Origin of the sequence: Parahoeflea halophila, from assembly GCF_900220985.1 — a bacterium.
GTDB classification, from domain to species: domain Bacteria; phylum Pseudomonadota; class Alphaproteobacteria; order Rhizobiales; family Rhizobiaceae; genus Hoeflea; species Hoeflea halophila.
The window spans coordinates 59,001-78,254 of record NZ_OCPC01000003.1 but is presented as its reverse complement, the minus strand read 5'-3'; the positions used below and the strand labels follow the sequence as shown (position 1 = coordinate 78,254).

The 19,254-nt window shown below is 61.6% G+C and carries 18 protein-coding genes; 6 read left to right on the top strand and 12 right to left on the bottom strand.

The window, feature by feature from the left end:
- Positions 1-9 precede the first annotated feature (9 nt).
- Complete coding sequence (locus CRO46_RS10890) at positions 10-1,383, top strand: PleD family two-component system response regulator (protein WP_097107813.1); 1,374 nt, start codon at positions 10-12, stop codon at positions 1,381-1,383.
- A gap of 440 nt (positions 1,384-1,823) precedes the next feature.
- Here the strand turns inward: CRO46_RS10890 and rpmG are convergent, their stop codons facing one another.
- The 6 genes from rpmG to topA form a co-directional block, all read right to left on the bottom strand.
- Positions 1,824-1,991: a 50S ribosomal protein L33 gene (gene rpmG / locus CRO46_RS10885; RefSeq protein WP_097107812.1), complete on the bottom strand. Its 168-nt coding sequence runs from the start codon at positions 1,989-1,991 to the stop codon at positions 1,824-1,826.
- 92 nt (positions 1,992-2,083) lie between these two features.
- Entirely contained in the window at positions 2,084-3,268 is a 1,185-nt protein-coding gene (locus tag CRO46_RS10880) for an MFS transporter (RefSeq protein ID WP_097107811.1), read from the bottom strand.
- An 11-nt stretch (positions 3,269-3,279) separates the two neighbouring features.
- A complete protein-coding gene (locus CRO46_RS10875) occupies positions 3,280-3,999 on the bottom strand; it encodes an NUDIX hydrolase (protein WP_244577863.1) in 720 nt (239 codons plus the stop codon).
- Positions 3,996-4,442: a DUF983 domain-containing protein gene (locus CRO46_RS10870; RefSeq protein ID WP_097107810.1), complete on the bottom strand. Its 447-nt coding sequence runs from the start codon at positions 4,440-4,442 to the stop codon at positions 3,996-3,998. The genes CRO46_RS10875 and CRO46_RS10870 overlap by 4 nt, the downstream gene beginning before the upstream one ends.
- A gap of 60 nt (positions 4,443-4,502) precedes the next feature.
- A complete protein-coding gene (rnr, locus tag CRO46_RS10865; protein WP_425479265.1) occupies positions 4,503-6,863 on the bottom strand; it encodes a ribonuclease R in 2,361 nt (786 codons plus the stop codon).
- Positions 6,864-6,865: 2 nt separating this feature from the next.
- A complete protein-coding gene (topA, locus tag CRO46_RS10860; protein WP_097107809.1) occupies positions 6,866-9,532 on the bottom strand; it encodes a type I DNA topoisomerase in 2,667 nt (888 codons plus the stop codon).
- 252 nt (positions 9,533-9,784) lie between these two features.
- Here topA and CRO46_RS10855 point away from each other — a divergent pair, with 252 nt between their 5' ends.
- A complete protein-coding gene (locus CRO46_RS10855) occupies positions 9,785-9,994 on the top strand; it encodes a hypothetical protein (protein ID WP_097108238.1) in 210 nt (69 codons plus the stop codon).
- A 25-nt stretch (positions 9,995-10,019) separates the two neighbouring features.
- Here CRO46_RS10855 and dprA read toward each other — a convergent pair whose 3' ends face one another.
- The 4 genes from dprA to CRO46_RS10835 form a co-directional block, all read right to left on the bottom strand.
- Positions 10,020-11,171, bottom strand: a complete 1,152-nt coding sequence (dprA, locus tag CRO46_RS10850) for a DNA-processing protein DprA (RefSeq protein WP_097107808.1) — start codon at positions 11,169-11,171, stop codon at positions 10,020-10,022.
- Complete coding sequence (gene plsY, locus CRO46_RS10845) at positions 11,171-11,749, bottom strand: glycerol-3-phosphate 1-O-acyltransferase PlsY (RefSeq protein WP_097108237.1); 579 nt, start codon at positions 11,747-11,749, stop codon at positions 11,171-11,173. Before plsY ends, dprA begins: the two co-directional genes overlap by 1 nt.
- Before the next feature lie 88 nt (positions 11,750-11,837).
- On the bottom strand, positions 11,838-13,124 hold the full coding sequence (locus tag CRO46_RS10840; RefSeq protein ID WP_097107807.1) for a dihydroorotase: 1,287 nt from the start codon (positions 13,122-13,124) through the stop codon (positions 11,838-11,840).
- Positions 13,121-14,056, bottom strand: coding sequence for an aspartate carbamoyltransferase catalytic subunit (locus CRO46_RS10835; protein ID WP_097107806.1), 936 nt, complete (start codon positions 14,054-14,056; stop codon positions 13,121-13,123). Before CRO46_RS10835 ends, CRO46_RS10840 begins: the two co-directional genes overlap by 4 nt.
- A gap of 124 nt (positions 14,057-14,180) precedes the next feature.
- Between CRO46_RS10835 and CRO46_RS10830 the strand changes: the two genes are divergently transcribed.
- Positions 14,181-15,839, top strand: coding sequence for an acyl-CoA dehydrogenase family protein (locus CRO46_RS10830; protein ID WP_097107805.1), 1,659 nt, complete (start codon positions 14,181-14,183; stop codon positions 15,837-15,839).
- Here CRO46_RS10830 and CRO46_RS10825 read toward each other — a convergent pair.
- Complete coding sequence (locus tag CRO46_RS10825; protein WP_097107804.1) at positions 15,821-16,771, bottom strand: AEC family transporter; 951 nt, start codon at positions 16,769-16,771, stop codon at positions 15,821-15,823. The two genes, CRO46_RS10830 and CRO46_RS10825, sit on opposite strands and share 19 nt — an antisense overlap.
- A gap of 163 nt (positions 16,772-16,934) precedes the next feature.
- Between CRO46_RS10825 and CRO46_RS10820 the strand changes: the two genes are divergently transcribed.
- The gene (locus CRO46_RS10820; protein WP_097107803.1) at positions 16,935-17,525 is read left to right on the top strand and encodes a hypothetical protein; all 591 of its coding nucleotides are present in this window, start codon (positions 16,935-16,937) and stop codon (positions 17,523-17,525) included.
- Positions 17,522-17,872: a DUF6105 family protein gene (locus CRO46_RS10815; protein WP_097107802.1), complete on the top strand. Its 351-nt coding sequence runs from the start codon at positions 17,522-17,524 to the stop codon at positions 17,870-17,872. The genes CRO46_RS10820 and CRO46_RS10815 overlap by 4 nt, the downstream gene beginning before the upstream one ends.
- On the opposite strand, the gene ruvX is transcribed toward CRO46_RS10815, so the two are convergent.
- Positions 17,849-18,352 carry a Holliday junction resolvase RuvX gene (ruvX, locus tag CRO46_RS10810; RefSeq protein WP_097107801.1) on the bottom strand — a complete coding sequence of 168 codons (504 nt, stop codon included), beginning with the start codon at positions 18,350-18,352 and terminating at the stop codon, positions 17,849-17,851. The genes CRO46_RS10815 and ruvX overlap by 24 nt on opposite strands.
- A 106-nt stretch (positions 18,353-18,458) precedes the next feature.
- Between ruvX and CRO46_RS10805 the strand changes: the two genes are divergently transcribed.
- Complete coding sequence (locus CRO46_RS10805; RefSeq protein WP_097107800.1) at positions 18,459-19,166, top strand: metal-dependent hydrolase; 708 nt, start codon at positions 18,459-18,461, stop codon at positions 19,164-19,166.
- The last annotated feature ends 88 nt before the right edge of the window (positions 19,167-19,254 follow it).

The following is a 19,254-nucleotide window of genomic DNA, read 5'->3' as shown; positions in this document are numbered from 1 at the left end:
AGACCTGACATGACTGCGCGCATCCTGGTGGTTGACGACATTCCGGCCAATGTAAAGCTGCTCGAGGCCCGACTCATGGCCGAGTATTTCGAGGTGCTGACCGCCGCCGATGGCATGACTGCGTTATCGATCTGTGACCAGACGCCGGTTGATCTGATTTTGCTCGACATCATGATGCCCGGTATCGACGGCTTCGAGGTTTGCGAACGGCTCAAGAACAATCCGCGCACGGCCCATATCCCGGTGGTCATGGTCACGGCACTTGACCAGCCCGCCGATCGTGTGCGCGGGCTCAAGGCCGGTGCCGACGATTTCCTCACCAAGCCGGTCAATGACCTGCAGCTGATGACCCGAGTCAAGAGCCTCATACGGTTCAAGGCGCTCAGCGACGAGTTGCGGCTGCGGGCCGAGACCGCGCGCAGCATCGGCCTGGAAAGCCTTCTGACGCCCCATCAGGGCAGGCTGGAGGATCCGGGCATGGTGTTGCTGGTGGAAAGCCGCGCCCACACCCAGGAGCGCATGTCCCGCGCCCTGAGCGGCATTGCCGAGATCACGGCGATCGCCGATCCGCAGGCTGCCCTGTTCGAGGCTGCCGACAAGCCCTATGAGCTGGTTATCGTGTCGTCGTCTCTCGAAGACTATGACCCTTTGCGGCTGTGCTCGCAGCTGCGCTCGCTTGAGCGTACCCGCTTCATTCCAATGCTTGTGGTGGCCGAGCAGGGAGAGGACGATCTCGTGATCCGCGCGCTTGAACTGGGTGTTAACGATTACCTGGTGCGTCCACTCGATCCCAATGAACTACTTGCGCGCAGCGTCACCCAGATCCGCCGAAAGCGCTACTCCGACAAGCTGCGAGCCAGCCTCACCGAATCGGTTGAGTTCGCGGTCACCGATGCACTGACCGGGCTCAACAACCGCCGCTACCTCGACACCCATCTGGCGACATTGGTCGACCGGTCGAGCCGGCGCGGGCGTCCCTTGTCGGTGCTGATCACCGATATCGATCACTTCAAGGCCATCAATGATACCCATGGCCATGAAGGCGGGGACGACGTGTTGCGCGATTTTGCCCGCAGGGTGCGCGGAGCAGTCCGCGGCGCTGACCTAGCCTGCCGTTATGGCGGGGAGGAATTCGTCGTGGTCATGCCTGACACGACGGCGGAAATTGCCGCGCAAGTCGCCGAGCGGCTGCGCGAGGCGGTAGCCGCCGCGCCGTTCATGATATCGGCAACGGGGATTGCAGCGTCTGTAACCACCTCCGTAGGTATAGCAACGCTTGAGGCGGACAGAGAAGGCGCCGATTCATTACTGAGGCGCGCTGACAAGGCTTTGTATCAGGCCAAGAACGAGGGCCGGAACAGGGTCGTTGGGCAAGCAGCCTGAAGTTGATCGCCGCATTACTTCTTGTAAATCACACTCCGCGTATTCGGACTGAATAATGCTTCGTCTCATCTCGTTGCCGGTGTCTGTTTAGTTAAAATTGATTCCAATATTAACCAACAACTATGACGTTTTCGAATTAGTATTAAGAAACTGTTGCTTTTTTACCGGATTGAGACAAATATCATAAACACATGAAGCGTTATGGGACGGTTGAAAGGCAGCCTGCGACGCTAAGCCAGTTTGGTTACCCCATGATGTTCAGGTCCGCCGCATCTCCTGGGTCGTGGGGTGGCCGACCGAGACCAAGTGCACCAAGTGGTATCCTCGTTCCACGCCTTGTTTCGGTCGGCCCTCGACACGAAAAAACCCGCATCCGGAAGGAGGCGGGTTTTTTTGTTTGCCGTCGAAAAATCTACCCGAAGGCAGCAGGACAAGCCAGATTACTTGATCTTGGCTTCCTTGAACTCGACATGCTTCTTGACGATCGGATCGTACTTGGTCTTCACCATTTTTTCGGTGAAGGTACGGCTGTTCTTCTTGGTTACATAGAAAAAGCCGGTGTCGGCGGTCGACAGGAGCTTGATCTTGATTGTGGTCGCCTTGGCCATGGTGTCTTGCCTTCTTCAAAAATGAAGCCGCGGACAGCACACAGGGCTCCACGGCGAAACTTGCGCGGAAACTACAAAAGCCTCCGGGAAAGTCAAGTCCGTTTTGGCCGCAGCAAGATACGAAACAGGGTCAGCGCCACATAAAGCGCGAAAAAGAAGGCCAGAGCCCAGGCAAATCCGTGATCCCCGGCAATATCCATCGACACGCCAATGGTCTGTGGACCGATCAGCATGCCGAGCGCATAGCAGAACACGAAGGCGGCATTGGCTGATGCGAGGTCCGCACCGTGCAGCTTGTCACCCAGATGTGCCAGTCCAACCGTGTAGAGGCCCGCCACGCTGCCGCCCCAGAACAACAGGATTGCGGCTGTCAGCAGCCAGTTGTGGATCAGGAAGGGCAGGGCAATCGACCCGGCCAGGCCGATGAAGGCAAACAGCGATAGCAGCGTCCGCCGGTCCTGCATCCGGTCTGCGATCATTCCGACCGGGATCTGAAACAGCACATTGCCCAACCCCATCATCATCAGAAGCAGTGCACCCTGTGATTCGGTAAAGCCGGTCCGGCTGGCATAGACCGGAAACAACGACAGTCCGCCCGATTCGACTGCCCCGAAGATGAACACTGCAGCTGTGGCCGTCGGAACCAGGAATACATAGCGCATGAACGGGTGAGTCGGCGCCGTCTCTATGATCGGATTCTCACGCCGCGCCATCAGGATCGGAACCGCAGCCAGCAGGATAATACCGGCGCCAATGGCAAACGGCATGATCCCTTCCGACCCGATCACCGAGAAGATCAGCGGGCCGGCCGCAAAGCCCAGCGAGAGAACGGTTGCATAGATCCCGAGAACAAGCCCCCGCCGCGACGGCGGCGCTGCCGTGTTGACCCAGAATTCCGACAGCACGAAGAGGATGGTGATGGCGCCGTGAAAGATGATGCGCAGTGGAAACCACATCCACAACGCCTCGGCAAAATAGAACCCCAGCGCACTTGCTGCAGCCGCAACGATCGACAGTACCATGGTGACGGTCACGGTCAGGCGCTGCGCGAGCATGGTGGAGATCGGCGCTGCAACCATTGCCGCAACGCCGGCCATCGCCGAGTTGAGTCCGATCATCGACGACGAGACGCCGCGTTTCTCGAGAATGATCGACAGCAGCGGCAGCCCCAGACCGATGGCAATACCGACCGCTGTGATCGCCGATACGGCTGCGATCAGGGCAGGCCAATGTATCTCCTCACGGATCAATGGGGGGCGAAGGGATGGGTTGTCCATGTGCGGGCGCCCTAAATCAATTCGCGAACGAACCGTCCGTTTCGGGAGTAGTAGAACGGAACCGCTTTGCCAAATGGTAAAGACGGATCTTGTGACAGCGCATCGACCAGGTCGGAAAGGATCACCCGCGTGATCCGGGGCAGGGGATGGCTTTCATGGGCGTCGACCGGCAGCCATGTCAGGTCATGGAGCTCCTCGCTGTCCTGCACGGTTTTTGGATCGAGGCCCAGCTCGTCACAGAAACAGGCAAAGAAGCGGGTGTCGAAACGGCGCGACTGGCCCGGAGGCGTGATGGCGCGGGCAAGGAAACGAAAGCGCGAGACATCCGGGCGAAGCTGGCCGGCATATTCCGGTGGTGTGAGCGACAGATGTGCTTCTTCCATCATTTCACGCGCCGCTGCGACGGCGAGGCCGCGGGCCGCCTTGTCGTGAAACCGGGCCCGGGTTCGTATCATCAGCTTTTCGTGAACCGCATCTTCCAGCGGCCGGGCAAGTGGCACCCGGTTGTCGCCGGGATCACGCCGGCCACCGGGAAAGACATAGAGGTCCGGCATGAAGGCGTGGGCCTTGCCGCGTTTTCCCAGCAGCGCCCGCGGTGTCGCGCTGCTTCGATCCAGCAGAATGAGTGACGCCGCGTCGCGCGGGGACCGCGCCGGATGCCGCTTTTCACTGGTTCGCGCCTGGTGATCTTCCGTCAGCAGCGCAGTGTTGGCTGCAACACGGTCGTTCATCGCCCATCCTCATGTGCGGTGTCGGCAAGCATCGGTTCTTCCGAGTGCCCGCCGAAACCATGCATGCGCAAGGCCCATTGCAGCCCGATGACTGCGCCCTTGATCGAAGGCAGCATTGCCAGTGTCAACATGATGGTGATCGGGATCCAGATCATCAGGTGCTGCCAGCTTTCAAGCAGCAGCCACGTATCGGTGGCCATGAAGCCGGCGACAACAATATGTCCGACGATGAAAATTGTCAGATAGGCCGGAAAATCATCCGCGCGGTGGTGAACCATCTCTTCCCCGCAGTTGGCGCAGGCATCCACTGGCTTCAGGAAAGCCCTGAACAGCTTGCCGTCGCCGCACTTGGGGCAGCGGCAGACCATCCCGCGCTTGACCGCACGCCAGCTGTCCCGGGAAGCTTCGTTGTCATGGGCAATGTTACCGCCATATTCATGCATATCTCTTCTCCTGAACTCAACAAGCGCCCTGGACGCTGCAGATTGCTGGTCGGCGCGATCTCAGCGCCGCCCGCGTGGTGGCCTTGTGCCGGGTTTCTTTGGCCCGCCGCGTTTGGCCCGGCCGGACTTGTGGAACGAGCGCGTGCCGGTTGGCATTTTTTGGCCTTCACTGAGCATCTCGAACCGCATCGATCCTGCCAGCGGTACGACTTCGACGAGTTTGACCTCCACCCCATCACCAAGACGGTAGCCGAGACCGGTTTTCGCGCCGGTTAACGCTTGGTGTGCCTCGTCATAGTGATAATAGTCCAGCCCCAAAGTGGAAACAGGAATAAAACCATCTGCGCCAAATTGTGGCAGGCTGACAAACAATCCGGATTTCGTCACGCCCGAGATTCGCCCGTCGAAGGCTTCGCCGATGCGGCCTGCGAGATGGTGCGCCACCAGCCGGTCCACGGTGTCGCGTTCGGCCGCCATCGCGCGCCGTTCGGTGACCGATATCTCAGCAGCGATGTTTTCGAGCGCTGCCTCTTCCGATGGCGTGATCCCGCCTTCACCCAGGCCCAGCGATCCAACCAGCGCCCGGTGGACGATCAGGTCGGCATAGCGTCGGATCGGCGAGGTGAAATGGGCATATTTCATCAGGTTGAGGCCGAAATGTCCCAGATTCTCGGGCGAGTAGATGGCCTGGCTCTGGCTGCGCAACACCATCTCGTTGACCATGTCCTGATAGGGCTGATCGACGGCCTTGGACAGTATGCCGTTGAATGAGTTGGCGCGAACCGAAGCCCCACGCGCCAGTGAAAGGCCCAGTGTCCCGAGGAATTCGCGCAGCACTTCCTGCTTTGCCAGCGAGGGCTGGTCATGAACCCGGTAGATCAACGGCTGTTTGCGTTTTTCCAGTGTTTCCGCAGCTGCCACATTGGACTGGATCATGAATTCTTCGATCAGCCTGTGGGCGTCGAGCCGTTCGGGCATGATCACCTTGTCGACCTTGCCTTCCGGGGTCAGAAGGATCTTGCGCTCGGGCATGTCGAGATCAAGCGGCTGGCGCCGGTCGCGCTCGCGCTTGAGCACCGCGTAGGCCTTCCACAGCGGCTTGAGAACAGGTTCCAGCAATGGTCCGGACTTGTCATCGGGATTGCCGTCAATCGCGGCCTGGGCCTGCTGATAGGACAGTTTCGCCGCACTCTTCATCATCACGCGGTGAAACCTGTGGCCGACCTTGCGGCCCTCGGCGGAAAACACCATCCTGAGCGCCAGCGCCGGGCGGTCTTCGCCCTCGCGCAAAGAGCACAGGTCGTTGGAGATCCGCTCCGGCAGCATCGGCACCACGCGGTCCGGGAAATAGGCCGAGTTGCCGCGCTTGAGTGCCTCGCGGTCGAGATTTGATCCGGGGCGCACATACCACGACACGTCGGCAATCGCGACGGTTACGATGACGCCGCCGGGATTGTCGGGTGAGGAGTCGTCCTCCGCAAACACCGCGTCGTCGTGGTCCTTGGCGTCATGCGGATCTATGGTGATCAGCGGAATGTGGCGCCAGTCTTCGCGGCCCTGAAGCGGTGCCGGCCTGGCATTCTCTGCAGCCTCGATCACCTCGGCGGGGAAGACATGCGGGATGCCATGCGCATGAATGGCGATCATCGAGATCGCCTTCTCGCCCTCGACCGATCCCAGCACCGCGTGCACCTTGGCGCGCGGCAGCCCCATGCGCCCGAGCCGCGCGGGTTCGGCCTCGACCAGGTCTCCGTCCTTGGCGTCTCCGGTGAAATCACGGTCGACCACCAGTTCCTCGCCGCGCCGTTCGATCGGCATCAACCGTCCGCCGCCGCCGGGGGTGGAGCGAAACACGCCGAGAATCAGGCCGTCGCGGCGGTCGAGGATCTTCATGATCCGGGCGGTGTAGCTGGGGCCCTTGCCGTGCTGGGCCGGAAAAATCCGCGCCAGCACCCGGTCGCCAATACTCGCGGCGGTCGAGGGTGTCCGGCTCTTTCCCCGGTCGCGTCCGGCGTTCGACTGGCGCACCACCACGACGGGAGCCGCGCCATGATCCTCTAGCCATTCCGCAGGTCGTGCGACCAGATCGCCATCGCTGTTGCGCAGCGTGATTTCGAGCACCGCCACCGCCGGTAGCGTTCCGGGCCGGCGGAGCATCTTCTTGTCCCGCTCGATCAGGCCTTCCTCTTCCAGTTGCCTGAGCACATCCTTGAGCTCTGCGCGTGTGTCGCCCTTGATGCCGAAGGCCTTGGCGACGTCGCGCTTGGAGGCGCGGTCCGGGTTTTCGCTGATGAACCGGAGAATGGTTTCCTTGTCGGGCATGTCGCCGCGGCGGAAGGCCGGTCGTGCATCCGCTGCCGCGCCGTCACTCTTGTCCGGCGACGGCTTTCCTGCCCTTGGCTTGCGCGGAGGGTGTGCCAAAATCAATCCTTCTTTGCCGTGGCAGCTGCGGTCTTTTTGGCCGCCCCCGCCTTCTTTGCTGCAGCAGGCTTCTTCGCCGCAGCGGTCTTTTTGGCGGCTGTCTTCGCCTTGGTGGCCTTTTTCGCTGGTGCCTTGGTCTTCTTGCCCGAAGCTGCAGCCTTGGCGGCAATCATTTCCAGCGCTTCCTCGACCGTCACTTCAGCAGGCACCTTGTCCTTGGGCAGGGTGGCGTTGATCTTGCCCCAGTTGACATAGGGACCATAGCGGCCGTCCCGAACGGTGATCGGCCCGCCATCGGGATGATCACCCAGAGCCTTCAGCGCCGTTGGCGTGCCGCGTCCGCGGCCGGGTCCCTTGGCCTGCTTTTCGGCGATCACGGTAACTGCGTGGTTGAGACCGATGGTGAAGACGTCCTCCACGCTTTCAAGATTGGCATAGGTGCCGTCATGCAGCACGAACGGTCCGTAACGGCCGATTCCTGCCGAAATCATCTTGCCGGTTTCGGGATGCTCACCGACTTCGCGCGGCAGTGCCAGCAGCGAGAGTGCCCTCTCGAAATCGATGCTGGCCACTTCCCACCCCTTGGGCAGGCTGGAGCGCTTGGCTTCCTTGCCTTCGCCGCGCTGGACATAGGGACCGAAACGTCCGGTCCGCAGGGTGACCTGCTCGCCGGTGGCCGGGTCCGTGCCCAGTTCCTGCGGCTCGTTGGAAAGCGCCGCGTCGGCGTCCGAGCCGTTGGAGGAAAGCTGACGGGTAAAATTGCAGTCAGGATAGTTCGAGCATCCGACGAACGCGCCGTATTTCCCGAGCTTCAGCGAAAGGTTGCCGGTGCCACAGGTCGGACAGATGCGCGGATTGGAGCCGTCATCCCGGTCGGGGAAGACCAGCGGGGAAAGTGCCTCGTTGAGTGCATCGAGCACCTGGGTGACGCGCAGTTCCTTGGTCTCGTCGATATGCGCATGGAACTCCGTCCAGAATTCGCGCAACACGTCCTTCCACGCCAGTTCGCCGGCAGAGATCCGGTCGAGCTTTTCCTCGAGATCGGCAGTGAAACCGAATTCGACGTAGCGGTTGAAGAAATTCTCCAGAAACGAAATGACCAGGCGGCCCTTGGGCTCCGGTGTCAGCCTGCGGTTCTCGATCGTCACATAGTCGCGGTCACGCAGCGTTGCGAGCGTTGAGGCATAGGTCGAGGGCCGGCCAATGCCGAGCTCTTCCATCTTCTTGATCAGTGAGGCTTCCGAGAACCGTGGCGGCGGCTCGGTGAAGTGCTGCGAGGCATTGATCTTGTCCTTGGCCAGCGCCTCCTTTGCTTTGATCTCGGGCAGGCGGGCATCATCGTCGCCATCGCCATCCGATTGTTCGCCGTCTTCCCTGGCCTCGGTATAGGCGGCAATGAAGCCGTCAAAGCGGATGACGGAACCGGTGGCGCGCAGGCCCGCCGTCTTGCCGCCCTTGGAGGCGGTGATGTCGACAGTGGTGCGCTCGATCTCGGCGGATGCCATCTGGCTGGCGATCGCACGCTTCCAGATCAGGTCGTAAAGCTTGAGCTGGTCGGAATCGAGGTATTTCTTCAGCTCGTCCGGCGCCCGCTCGAAGCCGGTCGGGCGGACGGCTTCGTGGGCTTCCTGCGCATTCTTCGCCTTGGACGAGTAGAGACGGGCCCTTTCGGGAACGTAGCGGTCCCCGAACCGGGCGCCGATTGCTGCCCGCGCTTCGTCGATTGCTTCAGGCGCCATCTGCACGCCGTCGGTTCGCATATAGGTGATCAGACCAACGGTCTCGCCACCGATATCGATCCCCTCATAAAGCTTCTGCGCCACCTGCATGGTGCGCGAGGCGTTGAAACCGAGTTTGGAGGAGGCGGCCTGTTGCAGGGTCGAGGTGGTAAAGGGCGGTGACGGATTGCGCCGCGTCGGCTTGGCTTCGATGCTGTCGGCGACGAAGGATGCGCCTTCGAGCATGTCCTTGATCTGTCCGGCAAGATCGCCGTTCGTGATCGACATCTTGGTGATTTTCTCACCATCATGCGAGGTCAGGCGGGCGGTAAACCCGTCGCCACGCGGGGTCTTCAGTTCGGCGGCGATCTGCCAGTATTCTTCGGAGACGAAGCGTTCGATTTCGCTCTCGCGGTCGCAAACAAGCCTCAAGGCCACCGATTGCACCCGGCCGGCGGAGCGGGCGCCGGGCAGTTTACGCCACAGCACCGGCGAAAGATTGAAACCGACGAGGTAGTCGAGCGCCCGGCGCGCCAAATAGGCGTCGACCAGCGGCGTGTCGATCTCGCGCGGATTGGCCATCGCATCGAGTACGGATTTCTTGGTGATGGCGTTGAAGACGACACGAGAGACCGTCTTGTCCTTCAGTGCCTTTTTCTTGTTGAGAACTTCCAGCACGTGCCAGGAGATCGCTTCGCCCTCGCGATCCGGGTCGGTTGCCAGGATCAGCGAATCTGCACCCTTGAGTGCTTCGGTAATGTCTTTAAGCCGCTTGTTCGACGCCGTGTCGACTTCCCATGACATGGCGAAGTCTTCATCGGGAAGCACCGATCCGTCCTTGGCCGGGAGGTCTCGCACGTGGCCGAACGAGGCCAGCACCTTGTAACCGTTTCCAAGGTATTTGTTGATCGTTTTTGCCTTCGCAGGCGATTCCACTACCACTACATTCATTAGGTTGCTCGCATTCGGCCATGAGATTCGGCAGGCCGCGCGAATTCGCGCCGTACCGATCGGCCCACGAAATGTACACCGAATGCGGCGCGGTCAAGCCCAAGTTCCATTTTACGGCTGTTTCGCAACCCGAATACAACCATTGCGCGATTGCAACTGTATTGCAATTTTAGATAATTCAGGTATCTTGTTTTTCTAATCTGAGATGTGCTGCCGGTGTGCCGCTGATCACGGAATTTCAAGGGAGCCATGATGCCGATCCACCCCTCTCAAGACTGGTCGGACAACCCGCAGACGGAGCAGAAGATCGTCTATGTCCGGCAGATGTTGGGTGAACTGGGCACCGTTGCGCGAAGCGAAAACGCCGACATGCTGTGTTATCTGATCGAGATGGCCTATCTCGAGGCCGGTGATGTCCTGGACGGCAAGCGGCCATTGCACTTGGCCGACAAGGCGCCTTAGAAAGCAGTGTGGTCAACCACGTGTATCAGTCAGTCTCGAAGGCCAACGACACCATCCCGCCGGGGTGACGGTGCAGCCGGCCGGCGAGATCGAGCTCCAGCAACACCAGATATACGGTCTGCGCGGCAACGCCGGTATGCCGGATGATGTCATCTGTCTCGGCGGGTGAGGGGCCGAGCGCCTCGATAACACGGGTCCTGTCGTCATCTCTCGGCTCGGCAAAAGGGTCATTGCCGTCGCTGTCGGGTTCTTCGAATAAGGGCTCGTCATCGCCAAAGAACCGGCTGGAGGGAGCCAAGGCGTCAATCACATCGCGGCTTTCGGTGGTCAGGATGGCGCCATCCTTGAGCAGGCCATTGGCGCCGGCCGCCCGCGGATCAAGCGGAGATCCAGGCACCGCGAACACCAGCCGGCCAAAATCAGCGGCCCGGCGGGCGGTGATCAGCGAGCCGGAGCGCTGGGCTGCCTCGATCACCACAAGTCCCAGGCCGATGCCCGCAATCAGCCGGTTGCGGCGTGGAAAGTCCCGCGCCCGCGGCTCCCACCCCATCGGCATCTCGCTGATGGCCAGACCGTTTCCGGCGCAAATGCCCTTGTAGAGTTCCTTGTTTTCCGGCGGGTAGGGTTGGTCCAGACCTCCGGCAAGGGCCGCGATGGTGCCGCTTTCCAGGCTCGCCCGGTGGGCGGCCGCGTCGATCCCGCGGGCAAAGCCCGAGACGATGACATAACCGGCGGTTCCCAGTTCCCGGGCCATCCGCGCGGCCATCTTGGCGCCCGAAACCGAGGCGTTCCGCGACCCCACGATCCCCACCGCTGCACGTGTTGCCAGCGCGAGGTCGCCGATGGCGGCAAGCAACGGCGGCGCACCGTCGATCCGCCTGAGCGCGGGTGGATAATCCGGTTCACCGATACCGATAAAGACCGCGCCAAACTTCTCAGCCGCTTCCAGTTCCCGTTCTGCTTCCTCGACGCTTGCCACCCGGATCGAACGTGCCGACCCGCCGCGCCGCGACAGTTCCGGCAGCTGTTCGATCGCGGTTTCGGCCGAGCCGAAGTGATTGATCAGGTCGCGAAAGGTTGCGGGGCCGACATTGTCAGAGCGGATCAGCCGCAACCAGTTGAGCCGTTGGCGATCGGAAAGGGGGACGCCGCGTCTCCCTTCCTCGCCGGCAGGCATCAGCCCTTGTCCCCGATCCGGCTCTCGGTGCCTGAAACCAGACGGCGGATATTCTCATGATGTTTGAGAATGGTGATGAGTGACATCACCACAAAAAGCGACGCCACTTCCGGCCGCCCGTATAGATAAAGTGCGACCGGTACCGCCACCGCCGCCGCAAGTGCGGCCAGCGATGAATACCGGAAGATTTTGGCCATGCCGAGCCAGACGGCTGCGAAAACCAGCACCATCACGGGCGCCAATCCCAGCAACACGCCAAGATAGGTGGCCACTCCCTTGCCACCCTTGAATTTGAGCCAGACCGGATAGAGATGGCCCAGAAAGGCGCCGAGCCCGGCGATCAATGCGGCTTCCATTCCGATGACATGGCGCGCGACCACAACAGCCACTGTTCCCTTGAGCGCATCGGCGAGCAGGGTCGCCGCGGCAATTTTCTTGTTGCCGGTGCGCAGCACATTGGTAGCACCGATGTTTCCCGAGCCGATCGCACGCACGTCGCCAAGCCCCGCCATGCGTGTGAGGATCAGCCCGAACGGGATAGAGCCGCAGAGATAGCCGAACAGCAGCGATCCAAGCATCAGGGGGGTGGATAGGGTCCAGTCAATCAGGTCAGGCACGGCGTATTCTTCCTCTCCGGAACCTGTTACCAGGCCCTCAAAGCCGGTGTCAGGCCCGGTAAACTGTGACACCTGCAACCAGTGTTTGCAAGACTTTGCCAGTGAACCTGGCGTCCTCGAAGGCGCTGTTCTTCGACATCGACACGATATCATCCTTCGACAGAACCCAAGGGTGCTCGGGGTCCATCAAGGCGATGTCGGCGCGCGCGCCCGGCTTGAGCGTCCCCGCATCCAGACCCAGAATCTGCGCCGGACGGGTCGACAGCGCATCGATAAGCCGCATCAGCGGCACATCGCCGGAATGGTAAAGCCTCAGCGCTGCGGCAAGCAGCGTCTCAAGTCCGATCGCACCGTTCTCGGCGTCGGCGAAAGGCAGCCGCTTGGTGTCGACATCCTGCGGATCGTGGGCCGAGACGATGATGTCGATGACGCCGTCGGCAAGAGCGGCAACCATGGCGGTGCGGTCATCCTCGGTGCGCAATGGCGGCGAAAGCCTGAAAAAGGTCCGGTACTCGCCGATATCGGTCTCGTTCAGGGTCAGGTGATTGATTGAAATCCCCGCAGTCACGTCGAGCCCGCGGGCCTTGGCAGCGCGGATGATGTCAGCTGATTCCGGCACCGAAATGCTCATTGCGTGGTAACGGGAGCGGGTGAGGGCCGCGAGCCGCAGATCGCGCTCGAGCGGAATGATTTCGGCTTCGCGCGGGATGCCGGGCAAGCCCAGCCAGCTGGCAAACAGGCCTTCGTTCATCACGCCCGCACCGCCCAGCTGCCGGTCCTGGGTCGCAACTGCGATAACGGTGCCGAAGTCACGCGCATAGGTCATCGCCCGCCGCATCACCGCCGGGTTGTCGACTGTGTGGCGGCCGTTCGACAGCATCACCGCGCCGGCGTCGAGCAGCAACCCGAACTCGGTCATTTCCTCGCCGGCAAGCCCCTTGGTCAGTGCTGCCGCCGGGTAGACCCGGACGATGGCTTCGTCGCGTGCAAGCCGCAAAACGAAATCGACCAGTGCCACATCATCGATCACAGGATCGGTGTCGGGCATCATGATGATCGAAGTGACCCCGCCCGCTGCCGCAGCCCGGCTGGCCGAGGCAATCGTCTCGCGGTGTTCTGCGCCCGGTTCCCCGATATGCACGCAGGCATCGACCAGTCCGGGAATGGCGATCAGGCCTTCGCAGTCCTCGATTTCGGCGTTGGAGGGACGTTCGAAATCACGGGCCTCAGTGCCGCAGGCCGCAATCCTGCCGTCGACGATGACGATGTCGCCGATCTCGTCCATCTGAGTCGAGGGATCGACAATGCGGACGTTCTGGAGAATTCTCGCGCTCATCGGGCAAGCTCCCCGTGCAGCATCAGCGTCTCCATCACGGCCATCCGCACGGCTACCCCCATCTCGACCTGTTGCTCGATCACGCTTTGCGGACCATCGGCAATGTCGGAGGCGATCTCGACACCGCGGTTCATCGGGCCCGGGTGCATGACCAGCGCATCGCTCTTCGCTGCCTTGAGTTTCTCGGCGTCGAGGCCGAAATAGCGGAAATATTCCCGCACCGAGGGAACGAACGACCCCGCCATGCGCTCGCGTTGCAATCTCAGCATCATCACGACGTCGGCATCTCTGAGCCCGTCTTCCATCCGTTGGAACACTTCCACGCCCATGTCAGCGATGCCTGAAGGCAACAGTGTGGAGGGAGCAACCACGCGGACGCGTGCGCCCAGCGCACTGAGCAGCAGGATGTTGGAACGGGCGACGCGCGAATGCAGCACATCGCCGCAGATGGTGACGATCAGCCGTCCGACCTTGCCCTTGGCGCGGCGGATGGTGAGCGCGTCCAGCAGCGCCTGTGTCGGGTGTTCGTGCGCGCCGTCGCCGGCATTGATCACCGGGCAGCCGACCTTTTGCGAAAGCAGCGCCACCGCTCCGGCAGACGAATGCCGCACCACCAGCACGTCGGGGCGCATGGCATTGAGCGTCATCGCCGTGTCGACCAAGGTTTCGCCCTTCTTGACGCTGGAATTGGCGACCGACATGTTCATCACGTCAGCGCCGAGCCGCTTGCCGGCCAGTTCGAAAGAAGCTTGCGTCCGGGTCGAGGATTCGAAAAAAAGGTTGATCTGGGTGAGGCCGCGCAGGGTGGTGGTCTTCTTTTCGCGCCGGCGGGAGATCTTGACCGCTTCGTCCGCCTGATCGAGCAGATAGTGGATGTCCAGCTCCGAAAGCCCCTTGATTCCGAGCAGGTGGCGGTGCGGAAATGACATCATGCGTCCTGTGATCTAAAGTCCTAGGCGTTCATAGAAAGGTTCAAGTCCGGGGGCAAGCTTGAGCGGGGTGGAAATACGTAATGTCCCCATGCATTAGCACGCGAATCCCTGTATGCGAGGTCCAATGAGCCCAATCCAAGCCTTTGGCCCGCAGGCCGAAAATCAGAGCCCGTCCTTTTCCGGGCACAACGCCTATCGTTCCGATCCGCTGCTGAAGGATATCGCCGCTGACATGCCGCGGGCGCTTCGCATCGATTTCGAAACGGTGGGCAAATTCGTGGCCTCGGCGGAAGCCCAGGATCTGGCGCGAATTGCCAATCGCTCCGTACCGGAGCTCAGGACCCACGATGCTTCCGGCAACCGCATTGACCAGGTCGATTTTCACCCCAGCTGGCATGCCCTGATGCGCCGCGGTGTGGCCTCCGGTCTGCAAGGCTCGGTCTGGGAGGGCAAGCGCGAGGAGGCGGGCTTCGCCCATCAGGCCCGCGCCATCCGGTTTTTTCTGACCGCCGGTCTCGAATGCGGCCATCTATGTCCACTGACGATGACCAATGCCTCGATTGCCTCCATCATGGCGGCACCGCGCATCGAGAAATCCTGGGCGCCGCAGGTGGTATCGCGCCGTTACGATTCGAGCCATCGCCCGGCGATGCAGAAATCCGGCGTGACCATCGGCATGGGCATGACAGAAAAGCAGGGCGGGACCGATGTCCGGGCCAATCAGAGTGTGGCCACCCGCGCAGGCGAAGGGGTCTACCGGCTGTCCGGCCACAAATGGTTCATGTCGGCGCCGATGTCGGACGCCTTCGTCATGCTGGCCCAGACCGGCAAGGGCTCGAACGAGCAGGTAAGCTGCTTCCTGGTGCCGCGCATTCTCGAGGATGGAACTCTCAACGGCCTGCGCATTCAGCGCCTGAAAGACAAGCTCGGCAACCGCTCCAATGCCTCTTCCGAAGTCGAGTTTTCCGACACCTTCGGCTTCCTGCTTGGCCGTGAAGGCGAGGGCATCCGCACCATTTTGGACATGGTGACGCTGACGCGGCTCGATTGTGCACTGGCCTCCGCCGGCATGATGCGCGCGAGTCTGGCCGAAGCCGTGCACCACTGCCGCCACCGCCGGGTGTTCGGCGAATTGTTGGTGGACCAGCCGCTGATGGCGCGCGTGCTTGCCGATCTGGCGCTCGACACGGCTGCTGCCACCGCGCTGTCGATGCGGTTGGCGCGCGCCTTTGACAATGCCCGCGACAACCCTTCCGAGGCAGCAATTGCCCGGCTGCTGACCCCGGTGGTCAAGTATTGGGTCTGCAAGATTGCCCCCTCCGTCATCTATGAGGTGATGGAGTGCATGGGCGGCAACGGCTATGTCGAGGAGCGCGCGGTGGCCCGGCACTACCGGGAGGCCCCGGTCAACGCGATCTGGGAAGGCTCGGGCAATGTCATGTCGCTGGATGTGCTCAGAGTGCTGACCCGCGGCCGCGATCTGTGCGAGGTGGCGCTGGAAAGCATCAACCGCGATCTGGGGGCCGCCGGACCGCGCACCGTCGATGTGCTACGCGCCTGCATGGCCGTTGCAGAGCGTGACGAGGGCGCTGCAAGACTGCTTACCGAACAGCTGGCGCTGGCGGCTGCCGCTGCCGAACTGACCCGTCTGGGCGCCGGCCATGTTGCCGAAGCCTTTGTCGAGACCCGTCTGGGCGGCGCCTGGCGCTCGACCTACGGCATGCTCGATGCCCGTTTCGACGCCCGCCAGATTGTGGACCTGCTTTACCCGCCGGCGATTTGAGGGCCGACGAGAAGTCCAGCCGCCCACATGACTGCCGGAATGGTGAGAAAAGAAGCTACGGTTTGTACAGTGGTGACGGCGGCATAAAGCGGCGCATCACCGCCCATCTGCCGGGCCAGCAGATAGCCGTTCATAGCCGTCGGAACCGCAGCGCACAGCGCGAGGATAAGCACCGTCTCTCCGCTCAGGCCAAATCCGACCGCCAGCGACACCATAATGATCGGAAAAACGACGAGCTTGAGTGCCACTGGTGTCAGCACGGCGGGGCTTGGCCGCAGTGCATCGGTGAGCTTCAGTCCGGCGCCGACCAACAACAGCCCCAGGCCAAGCGCGGAACGGGCGATAAGATCGACTGCCTGTTCCACCGGCGGGTAGATACCGAAGGGGAGGGCATTTACGATAATGCCCGCGACGCAACCAAGTATCAGCGGATTGCCGGCTATTCTCCTGACCAGTGTCGTCATGCTGCGCGCGCCGGTACCGTACCAGACCAGCATGGTGACGTTGATGAAATTCAGCGGAACGACAATCAACGCCATTACCAGGGCAACCAGCGCCAGACCGCTCGCGCCGGCAAGTTTTTCGGCGATTGCCAGGGCTATGAAGGCATTCCAGCGTGATGAGGTCTGAAACAGCGATGTGAAGCTTGAATCCGACATGCCCCGTGCGCGAGCAATCGGATGAATCGCGATCAGCAGCACCGTCATCACCGCAACCGCCACCAGTGACACGAGCGCCACGGTGCCAAGCTCGATGCCGGAAAAATCGGCAGTAGCAAGCGTCAGGAACAGCAGCGACGGGAACAGCAGGTAGTAGCCCAGCGTTTCCAGCCCGGGCCAGACACTCTGGTCGATGAAGGGTGCGCGCTTGAGCACAATGCCGAGAAGCACGATCAGAAAGATCGGCAATATGCTTTCGAAGATGGGGATCATGAAGGGCCGCCGTGGGGTAGGGAGTCCTCTCATAAGCAGCGACGCACGCAAGGGCAATGGCGGCTGTTAACCTTAACAAATGGTTTACATTGCGCGGGCGGCCCGCCACCGTCATGCTGGCAGCTGATTTTAACCTTAACGCATGAGCCCCGCCGGTCCCGTGATGATATCAAACCGCCTGTATTATGCCTCGATGATGCTGTTCTGGGTCTGCTATCTGTTGCTGTTGGCAATGGTCGTGGCCTATGCACCGCAGGGCGGGCTGAGTGTGGCCGGCCTTAGCCTCTTCAGCGATGCCGGGCTGGTCGAGACTGCGATGATAGCCATGCGGTCCATCGGCTTGTCGCCGGTGGCGCAAAGCGTCGTCTTCGGGCTACTGGGTGGTTTCAGCGCCGCATCCGCCGGCTTGCTTCTGTTTTCCATGATGTTTTACGTCTTTGGCGAAGAGCGCGAGCAGCGCGAATCGAGGTCATTGGCGCAGGGCGCTGTCGCATGCACAGCACTTGGCGCCATGCTGACGGCCGCAGTGTTCCTTGCCGGCGGACAGGCCGGTGCGCTTCTGGCGCTGGAATTCGGCGCTCTCGGCGGGCTGTTCCTCACCGTCCTGTCACTTGGCCAGTTTGAGATCGAACCGGACCGGGAGAACGTGGAGGAGGCGAGTGAGCTCGAGCAGGTGATTGCCGACCACGCCGCCAACCATGCTGCCTTCAGCGCGCAGCTGGCCTCGCTCTCCAGACACGGATCCAGGCCATGAAGGTGTTTCTCGCGCTCTGGGTCATGCCCATCATCCTGCTCGGCAGCTGGTACGGCCTGTCCTATTACGACATCAGTTTCGGCTACCGCATCCTGACCCGCGAGCTGCATGATCTGGTGTTCGAGATCTACGGCAATCTGCTCGGCATTCCGCCGGAGACGATACCGCCACTGGTGCTCAAGGCGATCATTTTCGACACCTTCCTGGTCGTCGGCCTCATCATCATCAAGCGCCGGCGCAAGCAGATCTGGGCTGCCATCCGCAGAATGTTCGGCTGGTCCGACAATGCTGATGAGCCGATCCCCGCTTCCGCCCAGGCTGACTCAGAATTCTCCAGAAGCGCCTGAGGCTTGCTGCTGCGCGCGCAGGCCGGTCAACCGGTCGAGCGCGCCCTGCAGGATGAAGCTGGCGGCGGCCGAATCAATCCGCTCCTTGCGCTTCTTGCGCGACACGTCCATTTCGATCAGCGCCCGTTCCGCAGCAACTGTCGACAGCCGCTCGTCCCAGAACACGAAGGGCATCTCGGTCTTCTGCGCCATGTTGCGCACGAAGGCGCGCGTGGCCTGAACGCGGGGGCCCTCGCTGCCATCCATGTTGACCGGCAATCCGATCACTGCCACCGCCGCATTGTCCTTCTCCAGCGCCGCAAGCAGTGCGATGGCATCGAGGGTGAATTTCCTGCGTTTGATTACCGGCCGCGGCGAGGCCAGCCGCAGCGACAGGTCTGACACAGCCAGGCCGATGGTTTCCGTCCCCAGGTCGATGCCGGCAATCGTCTGGCCCGGCGCCAGATGCGCGCCCACGTCCTCGATGGCAATCACGGCCATGTCTCAACTCCGCCTTTGCGCACGGACCGATGCCGCGCTAAATGTCGGGTTTAGCGAACAAGCCCTTGAAACGCGAGGGTCCGTGTAACGCGAGAGAGGATAATCCATGAAAATCACCTGGCTGGGTCACGCCGCGTTCCGTCTGGAAACCGGCAAGTCGACCATCCTGATCGATCCGTTTCTCACCGGCAATCCGGGTTTCGAAGGCAATGACCGTAAGGATGCGGTCAAGGATGTCACCCATATCCTGCTCACCCATGGCCATGCCGATCACGTCGGCGACACGGCGGAGATCGCCAGGGAAACCGGCGCAGTGGTGCTGTGCAACTATGATCTCGGCGTATGGCTTGGGCACCACAAGGGCGTCGACAAGCTTGAAACCGGCAACACCGGCGGCACCATCTCGCTTAGCGATTTCTCGGCGACCTTCGTCAACGCCTTCCATTCCTCGGCGCAGATCACCGAGGACGGCGTCTCGCACTCGCTGGGCAGCGCCAACGGCCTGATGCTGCATTTTGATGATGAACCGGCACTTCTGCACATGGGAGACACCGACATCTTCTCCGACATGGCGCTGATCAACGAGCTGCACCGGCCGGAAATCGGCATCGTGCCGATCGGTGACCGCTTCACCATGGGTGGTGCCGTCGCAGGCCTTGCCTGCCGGAGATACTTCTCCTTCTCCAAGATCTTGCCTTGCCATTACGGAACGTTCCCGATCCTCGACCAGACGGCGGATGGTTTCGTCGAGGCCATGGAAGAGGATGCCGGAAACGTCGCCGTCCCAAGGTCAGGCGAGAGCGTGACAGTCTGATTCCGTCTTCCGGCAGCCGCGTGGCACAAAACAATGCCGCGCGGTTGCACGCTTGCCCACTCGCCGCTATAGCGGGGCCACCTGTTCA

Excerpts from the sequence above, each read along its gene's own strand:
- plsY (WP_097108237.1), bottom strand. The coding sequence starts at position 11,749 with ATGCTTGGATCGCTGCTGTTCGGCTATCTCTGCGGCTCTATCCCGTTC.
- rpmG (WP_097107812.1), bottom strand. The coding sequence starts at position 1,991 with ATGGCCAAGGCGACCACAATCAAGATCAAGCTCCTGTCGACCGCCGAC.
- ruvX (WP_097107801.1), bottom strand. The coding sequence starts at position 18,352 with ATGGCCGTGATTGCCATCGAGGACGTGGGCGCGCATCTGGCGCCGGGC.
- CRO46_RS10820 (WP_097107803.1), top strand. The coding sequence starts at position 16,935 with ATGATATCAAACCGCCTGTATTATGCCTCGATGATGCTGTTCTGGGTC.
- CRO46_RS10880 (WP_097107811.1), bottom strand. The coding sequence starts at position 3,268 with ATGGACAACCCATCCCTTCGCCCCCCATTGATCCGTGAGGAGATACAT.
- CRO46_RS10890 (WP_097107813.1), top strand. The coding sequence starts at position 10 with ATGACTGCGCGCATCCTGGTGGTTGACGACATTCCGGCCAATGTAAAG.
- CRO46_RS10825 (WP_097107804.1), bottom strand. The coding sequence starts at position 16,771 with ATGATCCCCATCTTCGAAAGCATATTGCCGATCTTTCTGATCGTGCTT.
- topA (WP_097107809.1), bottom strand. The coding sequence starts at position 9,532 with ATGAATGTAGTGGTAGTGGAATCGCCTGCGAAGGCAAAAACGATCAAC.
- CRO46_RS10835 (WP_097107806.1), bottom strand. The coding sequence starts at position 14,056 with ATGATGTCATTTCCGCACCGCCACCTGCTCGGAATCAAGGGGCTTTCG.
- CRO46_RS10870 (WP_097107810.1), bottom strand. The coding sequence starts at position 4,442 with ATGCATGAATATGGCGGTAACATTGCCCATGACAACGAAGCTTCCCGG.
- dprA (WP_097107808.1), bottom strand. The coding sequence starts at position 11,171 with ATGCCTGCCGGCGAGGAAGGGAGACGCGGCGTCCCCCTTTCCGATCGC.
- CRO46_RS10830 (WP_097107805.1), top strand. The coding sequence starts at position 14,181 with ATGAGCCCAATCCAAGCCTTTGGCCCGCAGGCCGAAAATCAGAGCCCG.
- CRO46_RS10840 (WP_097107807.1), bottom strand. The coding sequence starts at position 13,124 with ATGAGCGCGAGAATTCTCCAGAACGTCCGCATTGTCGATCCCTCGACT.
- CRO46_RS10815 (WP_097107802.1), top strand. The coding sequence starts at position 17,522 with ATGAAGGTGTTTCTCGCGCTCTGGGTCATGCCCATCATCCTGCTCGGC.
- CRO46_RS10875 (WP_244577863.1), bottom strand. The coding sequence starts at position 3,999 with ATGAACGACCGTGTTGCAGCCAACACTGCGCTGCTGACGGAAGATCAC.
- CRO46_RS10805 (WP_097107800.1), top strand. The coding sequence starts at position 18,459 with ATGAAAATCACCTGGCTGGGTCACGCCGCGTTCCGTCTGGAAACCGGC.
- CRO46_RS10855 (WP_097108238.1), top strand. The coding sequence starts at position 9,785 with ATGCCGATCCACCCCTCTCAAGACTGGTCGGACAACCCGCAGACGGAG.